Source organism: Arachidicoccus rhizosphaerae (genome assembly GCF_900107765.1).
In the GTDB taxonomy this organism is placed as follows: Bacteria; Bacteroidota; Bacteroidia; order Chitinophagales; family Chitinophagaceae; genus Arachidicoccus; species Arachidicoccus rhizosphaerae.
Window position 1 is genome coordinate 21578 of sequence record NZ_FNQY01000033.1, and the last position, 12862, is coordinate 34439.

Annotated in this window: 17 protein-coding genes and 5 tRNA genes; 15 read left to right on the top strand and 7 right to left on the bottom strand. The window is 41.5% G+C overall.

The window, feature by feature from the left end:
* Positions 1 to 12: 12 nt before the first annotated feature.
* Both BLU80_RS17880 and BLU80_RS17885 read left to right on the top strand, forming a co-directional pair.
* Positions 13 to 687 (top strand): HD domain-containing protein, encoded by a 675-nt coding sequence (locus BLU80_RS17880; RefSeq protein ID WP_091401157.1) that lies wholly within the window; start codon positions 13 to 15, stop codon positions 685 to 687.
* 172 nt (positions 688 to 859) lie between these two features.
* Complete coding sequence (locus tag BLU80_RS17885; RefSeq protein WP_091401159.1) at positions 860 to 1303, top strand: type II 3-dehydroquinate dehydratase; 444 nt, start codon at positions 860 to 862, stop codon at positions 1301 to 1303.
* A gap of 38 nt (positions 1304 to 1341) precedes the next feature.
* Here the strand turns inward: BLU80_RS17885 and BLU80_RS17890 are convergent, their stop codons facing one another.
* From BLU80_RS17890 to BLU80_RS17910, 5 genes are all read right to left on the bottom strand, one after another.
* The gene (locus BLU80_RS17890) at positions 1342 to 2178 is read right to left on the bottom strand and encodes an alpha/beta hydrolase (protein WP_091401161.1); all 837 of its coding nucleotides are present in this window, start codon (positions 2176 to 2178) and stop codon (positions 1342 to 1344) included.
* A 101-nt stretch (positions 2179 to 2279) separates the two neighbouring features.
* On the bottom strand, positions 2280 to 2393 hold the full coding sequence (locus BLU80_RS17895; protein ID WP_091401163.1) for a 30S ribosomal protein THX: 114 nt from the start codon (positions 2391 to 2393) through the stop codon (positions 2280 to 2282).
* Between the two features lie 315 nt (positions 2394 to 2708).
* On the bottom strand, positions 2709 to 2978 hold the full coding sequence (locus BLU80_RS17900; protein ID WP_091401164.1) for an HU family DNA-binding protein: 270 nt from the start codon (positions 2976 to 2978) through the stop codon (positions 2709 to 2711).
* 292 nt (positions 2979 to 3270) lie between these two features.
* Complete coding sequence (locus tag BLU80_RS17905; protein WP_091401166.1) at positions 3271 to 3576, bottom strand: DUF4286 family protein; 306 nt, start codon at positions 3574 to 3576, stop codon at positions 3271 to 3273.
* An 84-nt stretch (positions 3577 to 3660) separates the two neighbouring features.
* A complete protein-coding gene (locus BLU80_RS17910; RefSeq protein WP_091401168.1) occupies positions 3661 to 4443 on the bottom strand; it encodes an exodeoxyribonuclease III in 783 nt (260 codons plus the stop codon).
* A gap of 161 nt (positions 4444 to 4604) precedes the next feature.
* Here BLU80_RS17910 and BLU80_RS17915 point away from each other — a divergent pair, with 161 nt between their 5' ends.
* The 12 genes from BLU80_RS17915 to nusG all read left to right on the top strand — a co-directional run bounded on the left by BLU80_RS17915 (position 4605) and on the right by nusG (position 10625).
* Complete coding sequence (locus tag BLU80_RS17915; RefSeq protein ID WP_091401169.1) at positions 4605 to 5591, top strand: D-alanine--D-alanine ligase family protein; 987 nt, start codon at positions 4605 to 4607, stop codon at positions 5589 to 5591.
* A 24-nt stretch (positions 5592 to 5615) separates the two neighbouring features.
* Complete coding sequence (locus BLU80_RS17920; protein WP_091401171.1) at positions 5616 to 6446, top strand: PASTA domain-containing protein; 831 nt, start codon at positions 5616 to 5618, stop codon at positions 6444 to 6446.
* A gap of 169 nt (positions 6447 to 6615) precedes the next feature.
* Complete coding sequence (locus tag BLU80_RS17925; RefSeq protein ID WP_091401173.1) at positions 6616 to 6930, top strand: rhodanese-like domain-containing protein; 315 nt, start codon at positions 6616 to 6618, stop codon at positions 6928 to 6930.
* Positions 6931 to 7120: 190 nt separating this feature from the next.
* Complete coding sequence (gene hpf, locus BLU80_RS17930) at positions 7121 to 7423, top strand: ribosome hibernation-promoting factor, HPF/YfiA family (RefSeq protein WP_091401174.1); 303 nt, start codon at positions 7121 to 7123, stop codon at positions 7421 to 7423.
* 293 nt (positions 7424 to 7716) lie between these two features.
* Positions 7717 to 7789 (top strand) — tRNA-Thr (locus tag BLU80_RS17935).
* A gap of 42 nt (positions 7790 to 7831) precedes the next feature.
* Positions 7832 to 7917: transfer RNA gene (locus tag BLU80_RS17940), tRNA-Tyr, on the top strand.
* 28 nt (positions 7918 to 7945) lie between these two features.
* A tRNA-Gly gene (locus BLU80_RS17945) sits at positions 7946 to 8018 on the top strand.
* A 93-nt stretch (positions 8019 to 8111) separates the two neighbouring features.
* A tRNA-Thr gene (locus BLU80_RS17950) sits at positions 8112 to 8183 on the top strand.
* A gap of 164 nt (positions 8184 to 8347) precedes the next feature.
* The gene (gene tuf, locus BLU80_RS17955; RefSeq protein WP_091401176.1) at positions 8348 to 9535 is read left to right on the top strand and encodes an elongation factor Tu; all 1188 of its coding nucleotides are present in this window, start codon (positions 8348 to 8350) and stop codon (positions 9533 to 9535) included.
* A gap of 86 nt (positions 9536 to 9621) precedes the next feature.
* Positions 9622 to 9692: transfer RNA gene (locus tag BLU80_RS17960), tRNA-Trp, on the top strand.
* Between the two features lie 93 nt (positions 9693 to 9785).
* Positions 9786 to 9980, top strand: coding sequence for a preprotein translocase subunit SecE (secE, locus tag BLU80_RS17965; protein WP_091401178.1), 195 nt, complete (start codon positions 9786 to 9788; stop codon positions 9978 to 9980).
* Positions 9981 to 10007: 27 nt separating this feature from the next.
* On the top strand, positions 10008 to 10625 hold the full coding sequence (nusG, locus tag BLU80_RS17970; protein WP_091401179.1) for a transcription termination/antitermination protein NusG: 618 nt from the start codon (positions 10008 to 10010) through the stop codon (positions 10623 to 10625).
* A 150-nt stretch (positions 10626 to 10775) separates the two neighbouring features.
* On the opposite strand, the gene BLU80_RS17975 is transcribed toward nusG, so the two are convergent.
* The gene (locus BLU80_RS17975) at positions 10776 to 11315 is read right to left on the bottom strand and encodes a Dps family protein (protein ID WP_091401181.1); all 540 of its coding nucleotides are present in this window, start codon (positions 11313 to 11315) and stop codon (positions 10776 to 10778) included.
* Between the two features lie 359 nt (positions 11316 to 11674).
* Here BLU80_RS17975 and BLU80_RS17980 point away from each other — a divergent pair, with 359 nt between their 5' ends.
* Entirely contained in the window at positions 11675 to 12013 is a 339-nt protein-coding gene (locus BLU80_RS17980; protein WP_091401183.1) for a hypothetical protein, read from the top strand.
* 7 nt (positions 12014 to 12020) lie between these two features.
* On the opposite strand, the gene BLU80_RS17985 is transcribed toward BLU80_RS17980, so the two are convergent.
* Positions 12021 to 12719, bottom strand: coding sequence for an NAD-dependent epimerase/dehydratase family protein (locus BLU80_RS17985; RefSeq protein WP_091401184.1), 699 nt, complete (start codon positions 12717 to 12719; stop codon positions 12021 to 12023).
* Positions 12720 to 12862: the final 143 nt, after the last annotated feature.

A 12862-nucleotide genomic window follows, 5' to 3' on the forward strand; every position in this document is an offset into this window, starting at 1 on the left:
TTTTTGATAACTATGCTATTTGATCAAATCATACAATGCTCTCCCCTGGTGGCATCCGCCGCCGAATATGCAAAACAAACACTTGAACAGGCAGAGGGCGGACATGACTGGCAACATATTCAAAGGGTAGTCGTAAACAGTGAACGAATTGCCCAATCAGAGGCCTGTGATCAGGAAATTGTTTTTCTCGGGGCCCTGCTTCATGATATTGCAGACAGTAAATTTCATGGCGGTGACGATGAAATAGGCCCGTTAACCGCAAGGCGGTTTCTGATCAGCCAAAATGCCCCTGAAACTTTAATAGAACATGTAGAACAAATTGTCCGGCACATCTCCTATAAAGGGGGACAGAAAAGTAGTTTTTACTCCCCTGAACTGGCTATTGTACGGGACGCAGACCGTCTGGACGCCATTGGCGCCATTGGCATTGCCCGGGCCTTTAATTATGGAGGATTTAAAAACAGAAAAATCTTTGACCCCTCCATTGCTCCGGTAGCCTATGCCACCAAGGAGGCCTATAAAGCCAGCACCGCCCCGACCATCAATCATTTTTATGAAAAATTACTCAAACTGAAAGACCTGATGCACACGGATACCGGTAAGGCGCTGGCGCAGCAAAGACACCAGTATATGCTGGACTTTTTGACACAGTTCTTTGAGGAAGTGCAGTTTGACGGATTTGCTTAAGCAGATGGCCGATTGAAGCGGATCTGTCCATTATACAGATTAGGCACATTTTTACTGCCCCTGCTGCTATCCATCCCAAACAATTATACAGAAGTGAACAAGTAAATGCCATTTTTGCATAATTTCACCGCATATTCAGGTAATAAGAACCGTCAAAAGAAATAGATTAATTATGCAGATCGCAATCATCAATGGGCCCAACTTAAACCTTTTAGGAACCCGTGAACCTACCATTTATGGAGATACCAGCTTCGAGGCTTATTATAAAACCTTAACGGAGCGTTTTCCAGGCATTCAATTCCATTATTATCAGTCTAATGTTGAAGGAGAGCTGATTAATGAGCTTCAAAGAGTCGGCTTTAGCTTTGATGGTATCTTAATCAATCCGGGAGGATACACGCATACATCAGTAGCCTTAGGCGATTGTATCGCTTCTATTACCACTCCGGTCATAGAAGTCCATATCAGTAATATTCATAGCAGGGAGGCCTTCCGGCAAATTTCCCATGTTTCAGCTAAATGTAAGGGTACCATTGCAGGTTTAGGGCTGGAAGGCTATGCACTGGGAACGCAGTACTTTTTAAATACGGCAGCTCCCAGCACAAAAAAAATATAGCCTGTACAGAATCTTTAAATAAGTCCTTTAGCATCCTGTCAGGATTTGGAAGTACCTGCACCTTTTTCAAAGAAACGGTGCAAAAACAACATCTGGTAATTAATGGCGTTATTCCAATAATCCCAGTTATGCTGACCGGGACGCTCAGCATAATCATGGTCAATTTTCAGGTTGGTCAATTTTAAATGCAGGGCCCTGTTCACCCCCAGGAAAAAATCTCCCGTTCCGCATTCAAAACTAATGGCCAGATCTCCGTTATTTAAGGTTCCGGCCAGATGCTGCGCCGTATGCAGTTGCCAACGTTCCTTGTTTTGTTCATAGGGTCCCAGGACTCTTGCGATATCCCAGTTTTTAGCAAAAGGCGTAAAATCCACGCCCCCACTCATAGAAACCGCTGCACCAAAGAAATCCTTGTGTAAGATAGCGAGATATAATGCGCCATGACCTCCCATACTAAGTCCACCGAAGGCCCGGAATTTCCGGTCTTTTTTAGTGCGGTAGTGGCTGTCAACATAAGCCGGTACTTCTTTACTGACGTATGTTTCAAACTTAACCGTACTATCTATGGGAGAATCAAAATACCAGCTATTATAATTGCCATCCGGGCAGATACCAATAATATTATACTGATCTACACATTTTAAAAAATCGGGCGCGTTTTTCACCCAATTGGCATAATTGCCACTGTAACCATGCAAAAGATATAACACAGGGTATTGCTGAGCGCCCTTGTCATAAGAATCCGGTAATACCACGACACATTTTATATCTCTGTTCATAACTGTGCTATGGATGAGTACAGTATCGACTTTAGCAGCATAGCTCAAGCTGACACCCAGCACCAGGCTCAGGGCCAGCACAAACAGCTTTTTCATGAGGACTTATTTTGTTTAATGAGAATTGAAAGTATAAAAAAAGCAACATACCACAAAGGAGATGTTGCTTTATATGCATTTAAGCGTATCCAAAAATATAATTACGCTTTTTTGGCGGCTGCTTTCTTTGCCTGTTGAGGTCTGGCAGGTCGTACCTTACCATAAGATCCCAAGAAGATTTTACCTTTTTTTGATTTTTTATCGCCTCTTCCCATTTTTTAAATCGGTTTAAATGTTTTTAACTGCTGCAAAAATGCATAAAATTTTGCTAGCATCCCGCAAAATCACCAGAAATTTCAGGGATAAAGCTTAAAAACTGACATTTAACCCCCTTTTCAGGGGCCTTCACGTCTTTTTTCCCAAAAAATCAAAAGGCTGCGCTATGATATATCCACACTCATTCAAGGATAAATGAGTGTTCTATACAATAGCGCAGCCTTTGTTCATTGAAGGCCTAGGCGTTAAATCCATATAAAATATAATTCAACTACCTGCATTCATCTGCCAGTAGGCAGGGTCTTAAAAAATCATTAGATTTTTGCAGACAGTTCTTTACCTGCTTTAAAACGAGCTACTTTTTTAGCTTTAATTTTCAAAGGAGCACCAGTCTGAGGGTTACGTCCTGTACGAGCTGCACGTTTAGTAACAGAGAAAGTACCGAAACCTACTAAGGTTACTTTGTCACCAGATTTTAATGTTTTCTGTACGGTAGTAGTGAAAGAATCCAGTGCTGCGTTTGCCTGTGTTTTAGTGATATCGGCGTCTGCTGCGATTTTAGCTACTAATTCAGCTTTGTTCATAGTTTTATATTTTTTGAGTTAATAACAGAAACAAATTTATTAGCTTTTCTCATATAACAAAATATTTTTTTGACTTTTTATGATTTATCTGGCTGGCCCAACTGCCCATCTGATAAAGGTTCCGGAAAAATAGCCCACCGTTTTAAGCATGCAAAAAATCATAGCAAACTGCTAAAACCCTTTATTAATCAATATTCCAGCTTTTAATTCCCCTGAAACTAGCTGATAATAGGGCACTCAGCAATATACAATTCTTTTAAAAACTACAAAATTTCTTTTTAATTGTTCACATTTAATGCACAATCTCCATTAAGGTCGAAAAACTGAGCATTTTTTCCCCCCAGGTGGCCCGCTGTGTCTGTAAAAATGCAGCCTCGTGTACTGTTTTAAAAGCATTATAATCGGCCTTACTCTCCGCGAAAAGCTGCAAGGCATAAGTCGGACCGTCGCTGTCGTCTACCTCCCTTAATCGTAATAGTTGATGCCGGGTAAACTTACCGGTAGCCAACATAGCGGTTATATGTTCATCACCCATCCAGGCCAGCCACTGCTGATGAATCTCAGGGGCAATTTTAATCGTAATATTATATATAAACATACAATGTGCAGGTTTGAAAGGAAGTAAAAACGGGTTGCTGCCCGCTTTTACCCCTAATTATTTTAATAAAAACAGTGGTGGCATTTAACTAAGTGACAGATCAGCAATTTCCATGAAAATCGGGCAATGATCGCTATGTTTGACATCGGGATAAATCTCCGCTCCTGTAATTCTTTCATGCAGCCCCTGGGTGACACTGATATAATCGATACGCCAGCCTTTATTATTTAGTCTGACAGAAGGGAAACGCTGACTCCACCAGCTATAAGCGCCCGTACGTTCCGGATGGATATGGCGGAAACTGTCCACGAACCCGTTTTCAAAGAATTTATCCATCCAGGCCCGTTCTTCAGGCAGAAAACCGGAAGATTTTTTATTGCCCTTTGGATCATGGATATCTATTTCTCTGTGACATATATTATAGTCTCCGGTTAGTATCAGATTCGGCCTTATGCTTCGCAGCTCATTTAAATACCCAAAAAGTTCATCAAGCCATTGATACTTATAGGTTTGCCTTTCATCCCCGGATGTCCCGGAGGGGAAATAGGCATTGATAAGGGTAAAATCCTTAAAGTCGAGTCTGATACACCGCCCCTCAAAATCACTTTGCTGAATACCATTACCGTAAAAAACCTCAAGAGGTTCTTGTTTAGTAAATACAGCTACTCCGCTATAGCCTTTTTTCTGAGCAGAAAACCAATAGACATGATATCCCAGCTTCTCTATCAGGGCTACATCAATATCTGTTTTCAGCGCCTTGGTTTCCTGGATGCAGATAATATCGGCCGGATCTGTGGCCAGCCAGTCTAAAAATCCCTTTTTTATTGCTGCCCTGATTCCGTTAAGGTTATATGAAATGATACGCATAATAGAAAATATTTTGATGCAAGGTAATCAAGGTTTTTTATTTTCGTGGCGGTTATCCATTGTAGCATTCAGATTTTGTACTTAATTTGCTGAAACAATGGGCGCTACACGCCGGCCATCCGCCGGGTGTCCATTATAACATAATTATTAATAACCGAGCGTTGAAAAAAAATATCGCCTTGGTCACCGGTGGCTTTACAGGTGAATCCGTTATCAGTTATAAAAGTGCAGAAAATGTCCGCAACAACCTGGATTCCGCACTTTTTAATGTCTACACCATTGATATCACAGAAAAGGACTGGACTTATACCGACTCAGCAGGAGTAGTTAGTTCCATAGACAGGAGTGACTTTTCTATCCGGCAGTCAGGTCAAACCATCCGCTTTGACAAGGTATTTCTATGTATTCATGGCAGTCCCGGGGAGGACGGACGCCTTCCGGCCTATTTTGAACTGATCGGCCTGCCTTATACGGGCTGCAGCAGTGCGGTAGCTTCCCTGACCATGAATAAATACCACACGGTGCTTATTGCAGGTGCCCAGGGTATCCCCACCTCCAAATCCTATCTGGCACTTAAAGGGGAGACACCGGATATGGACAAAATAAGGCAATTGAAATTCCCGGTATTTATCAAACCCAATGATCAGGGATCCAGTATTGCGATGTCCAAAGTAAACGAACCAGACCATGCGGCCATCCTGGCAGCCCTGGAAAAGGGTTTTGCGGTGAGCAGCCAGGTTCTGATTGAAAGTTATATTCCCGGCAGAGAATTTACCATTGGTGTCATGCGCGATGCAACTGGCACGGTTATTAGTCTTCCCATGACAGAAATTATTTTGAAAAAAGGCCGGGAAATGTTTGATTTTGAGGCTAAATATAACGGAGAGACCGCAGAAATCACTCCTGCCGAGGCAACGCCGGAAATGACAGAAAGGGTCGCCGAAGTCGGCAAAAAGGTCTATAAGGCACTTGGCTGCAGCGGCATTGTCCGCATTGATTTTATTTGGCATGCAACAGAACACCAACCCTATCTATTGGAAGTCAATACCATTCCTGGTCAGACCAAGGAAAGCCTGGTGCCCAAACAAGTAGCCGCTAAAGGCTGGACACTGAAAGATTTCTACACGGAATTATTATTGGCAAAATAGATTAAAAAACGTAAAATTGTACCAGTGGGTAATACAAAAAATATAAAATCCATACTACTGAATCTGGTCATCATCATCGCATTGTCGGTGCTGATCCTGTTTATATTCTTTTCTTCATTAAAGAGTATAACCAGGCATGGTGAATCCATCAGTGTCCCTGATGTTACCGGCATGCCATCCAGCGCCGCTATGGCCAAAATCAGTGCGCTGGGGCTCCAACCGGTCGTGCTGGATACCGTTTTTTATGATACACTTAGTCCCTTAAGCATTGTCACTCAGACGCCTGCAGCCTCCTCCAAGGTAAAGGAAAACCATATTATCTACCTTACGATTAACCGCGCAGTTCCTCCAACCATTCAGATGCCAAATCTGGTCGGGTATTCATTGAACAGTGCTTCCTTACTGTTGAAAAGTTTCGGATTACATCTTGGCAACCATACTTATACTGCCAATCTGGTAAAAGATGCCGTCGTTAAACAAATGCTGGGTGATAGCGAAATCGTAGCTGGTACCCGCATTCCCATGGGCACGACCATTGACCTGGTCATTGGGGACGGTTCCGGCAGTCAGATGATGAGTGTCCCGGATATCATTGGCATGCAACTCAGTGAGGCTAAAGATTATATCAGCTCCATGAACTGTTCAATCGGTGCGGTGACTCCGGATATTGATGTTCAGCATTCAGATAGTGCTTATATCTACAAACAGGACCCTTCCTCCACTATTATCAATGAGCAAGGCCAGACAGGCCATGTACGGATGAAAATCGGAGGCACGATTGATGTATGGGTCAGCAGTCAACCGCCCGCTCCCGGTGCTCAGCCTCCCGGACCAGGACCTGCCGGAGCCCATTAAGGAAGGAGGCGTCCAATTCCAATAAACAGACCTGATTTTACAGGTAAACAATAGCATTTAAAGGACTTTGTACCCAAAAAATATAGGCACAAAGTCCTTTTTTACATAATCCGGCTTATATTAGCCTATTGATAACCACAAATTAGTTGACACAACATATTAAAATACTATGGAACAGATAACAGTAACGGACTTAAAACAAAAATTAGAAAATGGTGAAAATGTCAACCTGCTGGACGTCAGGGAAGACAATGAAAGAGCCGAGTTTAATATCGGAGGCAGACATATCCCGCTGGGCAAAATCCAGTTATTTGAACTCGATGATCTTCAGGACTGGAAAGACCAGCAGATCATTGTGTACTGCCGAAGCGGAAAACGCAGTGGTCTGGCCACTATGATGCTTGGGCAGGCAGGTTTTGATAAGGTTTTAAACCTGGAAGGAGGCATGCTGAAATGGGTGGAAACTTACGGGTTAGAAGGCTAATAATTCTCATCCAAATCAAAAGGTAAATATTCTGTAATTTTTTATAAAAAGTAAGCAATAAAATAGGGCGAATCGTATTAATAGTGTACCTTAACTTTAGAATGAAAACCGGGATTATTAGCGGTAATTTGAAGACAGTATTACACGCCGTACCCCTTGGTTTATTTAATCACAGTTAAACGCATATGCTATGAACGTAAACATTCAGACCGTGCATTTTGTCGCCGACCAGAAACTTACAGACTATGTATCAAAGAAAGTCGAAAAACTAACGACTTTTCACGACAAAATCATCAAGGTAGATGTCTTTTTGAAGCTGGATAATGTTGTACACAACATTAAGGACAAAATTGTCGAAATTAACGTACATGTACCCAAACATAAATTTTTTATTAAGTCTTGCTCTAAGTCATTTGAGGAATCTTTTGATATTGCCCTTGATTCAATGGCAAACCAGGTAAAGCGCCACAAAGAAAAACTGGCCGCGGCCTAAAATCCTAACGATAGAGCAGTTAAAAAATATGGAACGAAATTAATCTGAAGGGTCGCAGCTGCGACCCTTCTTCTTTTAGCCGGCGACACAAAATGTTTTTTCTGCCATCATCCACCGTAAAAAAACAGGGAACGAATTAAATTTCCCGTTTTCTCATAGCCCTGAAACACAGGAAAATAAAGGCTTGCAATAAATTCTTTGAAATAGGCATAAAAAAAGATTACAAAAATTTTGAAAAGTAAAAGATTATCCTAACTTTGCAATCCCAAAATAAGGGAATAGATCTTTCACAAGCCGCTTTAGCTCAGTTGGTAGAGCAACTGATTTGTAATCAGTAGGTCGCTGGTTCGACTCCGGCAAGCGGCTCATTTTATTCAAAATAATGAGTCTTTAAACAAGCAAATTATTGGGCAGGTTCCAGAGCGGCCAAATGGGGCGGACTGTAAATCCGCTGTCTTTCGACTTCAGTGGTTCGAATCCACTCCTGCCCACCAAAAGTTTAAGGACTTATTATTTTTAAAAGCGGAAGTAGCTCAATTGGTAGAGCGATAGCCTTCCAAGCTATAGGTTGCGGGTTCGACCCTCGTCTTCCGCTCAAAAGAGTACAAAAAGCCATATCCTTCCAGGCCATCTAAAAAAGAAGCCAGGGGTTGGCCCCATGGCTCAATGACTTTCCAATTATTAAAAAGCTGTTGTAGCTCAGGGGTAGAGCACTTCCTTGGTAAGGAAGAGGTCGTGAGTTCAATTCTCATCAACAGCTCACCTGCAATAATAGGAAAGAAGATTTTATGCTATTATTGTATGTTTAATAGCAAATATTAATATACATTTGCACGAAATTTAAATTTTTTTATAAAATCTGGTCTGTGGTCATGCGACTGTGGACCGTTGCATTGTAAAACCACAACAAAAAACCGATTTAAAATGTCAAAAGAGACCTTTAAGAGGGAGAAACCCCACGTAAACATTGGTACCATTGGTCACGTTGACCACGGTAAAACCACTTTAACCGCAGCTATTACTACTATCCTGGCTCAACAGGGTCTGGCTCAGGTTAGAAACTATGACGATATCGACGGAGCTCCTGAAGAAAAAGAGCGCGGTATCACTATTAACACCGCTCACGTTGAGTATCAGACAAAAACGCGTCACTATGCACACGTTGACTGTCCAGGCCACGCTGACTATGTAAAGAACATGATTACTGGTGCTGCCCAGATGGACGGTGCTATCCTGGTTGTGGCTTCTACAGACGGTCCAATGCCTCAAACAAAAGAACACATCCTGTTAGCTCGTCAGGTAGGTGTACCTAGAATCGTTGTTTTCATGAACAAAGTTGACTTGGTTGACGATCCTGAATTGTTAGACCTGGTTGAAATGGAAATCCGTGAATTATTAAGCTCTTATGGATTTGACGGTGACAACACCCCAATCATCAAAGGTTCCGCTACCGGTGCCCTGGCTGGTGAAGAAAAATGGGTTGCCGCTATCAATGAATTAATGGATGCTGTTGACGAATATATTCCTCTGCCTCCACGTCCGGTAGATTTACCGTTCCTGATGTCAGTTGAAGACGTGTTCACTATCACTGGTCGTGGTACTGTTGCTACTGGCCGTATCGAACGTGGTATCATCAAAGTTGGTGAACCAGTTGAAATCGTTGGTCTGGTAGAAACTCCTTTACAGTCTACTTGTACTGGTGTTGAAATGTTCAAAAAATTATTAGACGAAGGTCAGGCTGGTGACAACGCCGGTATCCTGCTTCGTGGTATTGAAAAGAAAGATATCCGTCGTGGTATGGTTATTTGTAAACCAAAATCCATCACTCCACACACTGAATTCAAATGCGAAGTTTACGTACTGAGCAAAGAAGAAGGTGGACGTCACACTCCTTTCTTTACTAAATACCGTCCTCAGTTCTACTTCCGTACTACAGACGTAACTGGTGAAGTTTCTCTGCCAGAAGGAACTGAAATGGTTATGCCAGGCGATAATGTAAGCCTTACCGTTAAACTGATCATGCCTATCGCTATGGAGAAAGGTCTGAAATTCGCCATCCGTGAAGGTGGACGTACAGTTGGTGCCGGTCAGGTTACTGAAATCCTGAAATAAGACGTTTCTAACTAGTTCATTAGTTTAGATACAATATAAAAACCAATTAGCTAATTGGCCAACTCGCTGATTAGCTAATTGTTTCTACGGGCATGGTGCAACGGTAGCATACGGGTCTCCAAAACCTTTGATCTGGGTTCGAATCCTAGTGCCCGTGCAAAAATTAGTAAATAATTTGAACTAAGTAGTGAGTTTTCACGACCAGTTCAAATTATTTTCATATAATTGCACTTCATTATTATCACATAGAATGAGTAAAGTATCCTCCTATTTCAAGGAATCTTACGAAGAGTTAATGCATAAAGTGACCTGGCCTACCTGGTCAGAGTTACAGCAATCTACTGCTATCGTGCTGGTATCCACCGTTTTAATTACCGCAGTGGTTTGGTTAATGGATGCCGCCAGCAGTTCAGTGCTTAAATTCATCTATTCTCTCTTCAAGTAATATTCACCCTTAAGGAATTTAATAACCATGGTAACCGAAGAAAATGTAAACCCACAAAATAACGCTGCCAGCGAAGAGACTCATGATGAGAACACGAAATGGTACGTTTTGCGGGTGGTGAGCGGAAAAGAAAAGAAAATCAAAGAATATTTGGACAAAGACATTATCCGTAATGACTGGTCTGAAATCATTAAGCAGGTTTTCTTACCCATGGAAAAGATTTGGTATGTACAGAAGGGTAAAAAGGTCATGCGTGAAAAGAACTATTACCCTGGTTACGTGATGATTGAAGTTACAAAGGGAAAATTGACCGATGATATCGTTCAACACATTAGTGGCATAACTAATATCATGCATTTCCTGACTGACGGTAAAGGCAGCAAAGGCAATATCATCTCACTGCGCCGCGCTGAAGTCAATAAAATGCTGGGTAAGGTAGACGAAATGAATGATCAAGGTGAAATCATCAATGAACCATTTATCGTCGGTGAAACTATTAAGATTATTGAAGGACCATTTAATGACTTTAACGGTGTTATTGAAGAAATCAATGACGAGAAAAAGAAATTAAAGGTAACTGTAAAAATATTCGGCCGTTCCACTCCTGTGGAACTGAGCTATGTTCAGGTAGAAAAAGTTATATAATTACTGATTATTAAGCTTTTATATCGTTAGATCCAGAGCAAACTGCCTATACGGCATTAAAAAACAGTCTGAAAAGTAATACTTTCTCAGACTGTTTTTCTTTTTGGGGCAGTTCAGACGCATCTGGTCCTCCCCTTTCAAGCATTAAGTTTATTTTGTATTAGCTACATAACTACGAATAAACCAGGCCCATTCTTCATGGCGCTGCAGTAAGCCGGTAATAAAATCCGCACTTCCCGCATCTTTAAACTTATCATCAAAATCATCAATATCATTCCTTAGATACCTTATGATGGTTTCATGATCGCTAAGCAGATTTTTTAGTTGTTCAGTCTGATCATTGGTATACTCTCCTTCCAGCAGGTGCGCCTGTTTTAAAAAATCCTCCAGGCGTCCCTGGGCATAATGACCAATTTTACGGATTCTTTCTGCTATCTGATCGATAACTTCAGCCAGCTCACTATAAAGTCTTTCATAGAAAAGATGCATTTCCATAAAGTTAGCCCCTTCCACGTTCCAATGGTAATTGCGGGTTTTGGTATAGAGTACCTGTTCATCTGCTAACAATTGCTGCAGTTTATTCGCCACAGACTGAGCATGTGCGGGCGTAATGCCAATTTCAACCGTTGTGCCGACTTTAGTTTTCTTCAGGGCTGCCCCAGTAGCAGCTTTGAGTTTTCCGTTTTTCATAATATTTGATTTTTAATTATTTAGAAAGGCGATATTGCCATTTAAAGGAATTGGAAAAGATTACAAGAACATAAACGGCTCAAAATACACCTTAATGCGGGTCAACCTTCATTCTGTATAGATGTATTCAGGCTGGCTGTTATCATAAAGTTAGCCCAGCCAGAGACCCCGGCCAAAGATGTAAGGTTAAGAAATTGATAGAATTTAAACAGTCCTTCGCACTGCGTACTTACCGGATAGCGTCATCTCCATAGGTAGGGAGTAGCCCGTTAGTAAATCACAACATCAATTGCAGTCTCAATTTTATACCTTTGTACCACTTATCCTCCCGCAGGAAAGTTGTAATTGCAATTACAAACATGCTAAAAGATTCGCCCTCTATACATATTACCGTCCTTGACATGGACGAGACTTATACGATATCTGCTTATCCCGGTCAATACAGAAGTCTGATGATGATGCTCTATGACCAGATATATCTGGAAGATTTTGGGGAATGTCTTGGAATGGGCAGGTGTGCTACCTGTGCCATTTCTATTGAAGCTTCCCAAACCCCACTTACGCAGTTTAATAGAAATGAACGGGTAACTCTTTCTAAGGAAGGGATAGAAGACCCGGACATACACCTCTCCTGCCAGATTGTGGTAGATGAAAGCCTGGATGGTGCAGTTATAAGAATCTATCACCCCGAATTCTGATCAAAAGCTAGCTAAATCTTGAGGCAAAATATTTACCAATCAGTTTTCTGGTATATAAATCTGCATCTTTTTCAAACCCCAGTCTGTCAAACAACGCTTTGGATAAGGTTTTGTCTGCCCGGTAATAGACGCCTTTTTCTACCAGCCTGTAATGTCCCGCAATTGCTGAGAAAGTCTCAAAATGACGCACTATGTCATAAATAGCAATATCAGAAGGGTGAATCAGATACAGTGTTTCATTGACATGGCCCATATCAATGGCCGCGGCGGCCATTTCAGCTAAATCTGACACATCAATCAGATTTCTGGAAGTATTGGTCCATATGTCAAAAAAAGCGCCCGTTTTGAGGTGCTCACAAATAAAATTCATCAGATTACCGGGCTGTTTACTGTTGCCTACAACATTGGACGTCCTGCAGATCAAAAAACGATTGGCTAGCCCCTTAACCAGTTCTTCCATCTGAACTTTATGTGCTAAATAGGGCGTATTGTTTTCAGAAGACTGATCATCAATACTATAGGAGCTAATATAAACAAAAATTTTGTCAGGGTGCTGGGCTAATTGCTCTTTCAGCAAATTACGCTCACGCAAACGTTCTACAGGATCCGCCCCTTTCAGATTGGAGAGCCCGGATGCCGCAAACAAAACGTCCGGCCTGTCAACTTTTTTTAAAGCGGATGCAATCATCCCGTTACCGAGAACCATATGAGATAAATTTTTAAAAAACCTGTGAATTAGAAGACCGTAAAAATAACAGTAATTCAGAGTAGAATTTCTTTTTACTGTTGACGGAGCTTCCAGAGAATGACAAAAAATATTTTTCGCACTAATTTAATTATAGTTTCTTT

Coding starts and splice junctions, on each gene's coding strand:
- BLU80_RS17980 (WP_091401183.1), top strand. CDS start 11,675: ATGCTAAAAGATTCGCCCTCTATACATATTACCGTCCTTGACATGGAC.
- BLU80_RS17900 (WP_091401164.1), bottom strand. CDS start 2,978: ATGAACAAAGCTGAATTAGTAGCTAAAATCGCAGCAGACGCCGATATC.
- BLU80_RS17885 (WP_091401159.1), top strand. CDS start 860: ATGCAGATCGCAATCATCAATGGGCCCAACTTAAACCTTTTAGGAACC.
- BLU80_RS17895 (WP_091401163.1), bottom strand. CDS start 2,393: ATGGGAAGAGGCGATAAAAAATCAAAAAAAGGTAAAATCTTCTTGGGA.
- secE (WP_091401178.1), top strand. CDS start 9,786: ATGAGTAAAGTATCCTCCTATTTCAAGGAATCTTACGAAGAGTTAATG.
- BLU80_RS17985 (WP_091401184.1), bottom strand. CDS start 12,719: ATGGTTCTCGGTAACGGGATGATTGCATCCGCTTTAAAAAAAGTTGAC.
- BLU80_RS17975 (WP_091401181.1), bottom strand. CDS start 11,315: ATGAAAAACGGAAAACTCAAAGCTGCTACTGGGGCAGCCCTGAAGAAA.
- BLU80_RS17880 (WP_091401157.1), top strand. CDS start 13: ATGCTATTTGATCAAATCATACAATGCTCTCCCCTGGTGGCATCCGCC.
- hpf (WP_091401174.1), top strand. CDS start 7,121: ATGAACGTAAACATTCAGACCGTGCATTTTGTCGCCGACCAGAAACTT.
- BLU80_RS17905 (WP_091401166.1), bottom strand. CDS start 3,576: ATGTTTATATATAATATTACGATTAAAATTGCCCCTGAGATTCATCAG.
- BLU80_RS17925 (WP_091401173.1), top strand. CDS start 6,616: ATGGAACAGATAACAGTAACGGACTTAAAACAAAAATTAGAAAATGGT.
- BLU80_RS17890 (WP_091401161.1), bottom strand. CDS start 2,178: ATGAAAAAGCTGTTTGTGCTGGCCCTGAGCCTGGTGCTGGGTGTCAGC.
- tuf (WP_091401176.1), top strand. CDS start 8,348: ATGTCAAAAGAGACCTTTAAGAGGGAGAAACCCCACGTAAACATTGGT.
- BLU80_RS17910 (WP_091401168.1), bottom strand. CDS start 4,443: ATGCGTATCATTTCATATAACCTTAACGGAATCAGGGCAGCAATAAAA.
- nusG (WP_091401179.1), top strand. CDS start 10,008: ATGGTAACCGAAGAAAATGTAAACCCACAAAATAACGCTGCCAGCGAA.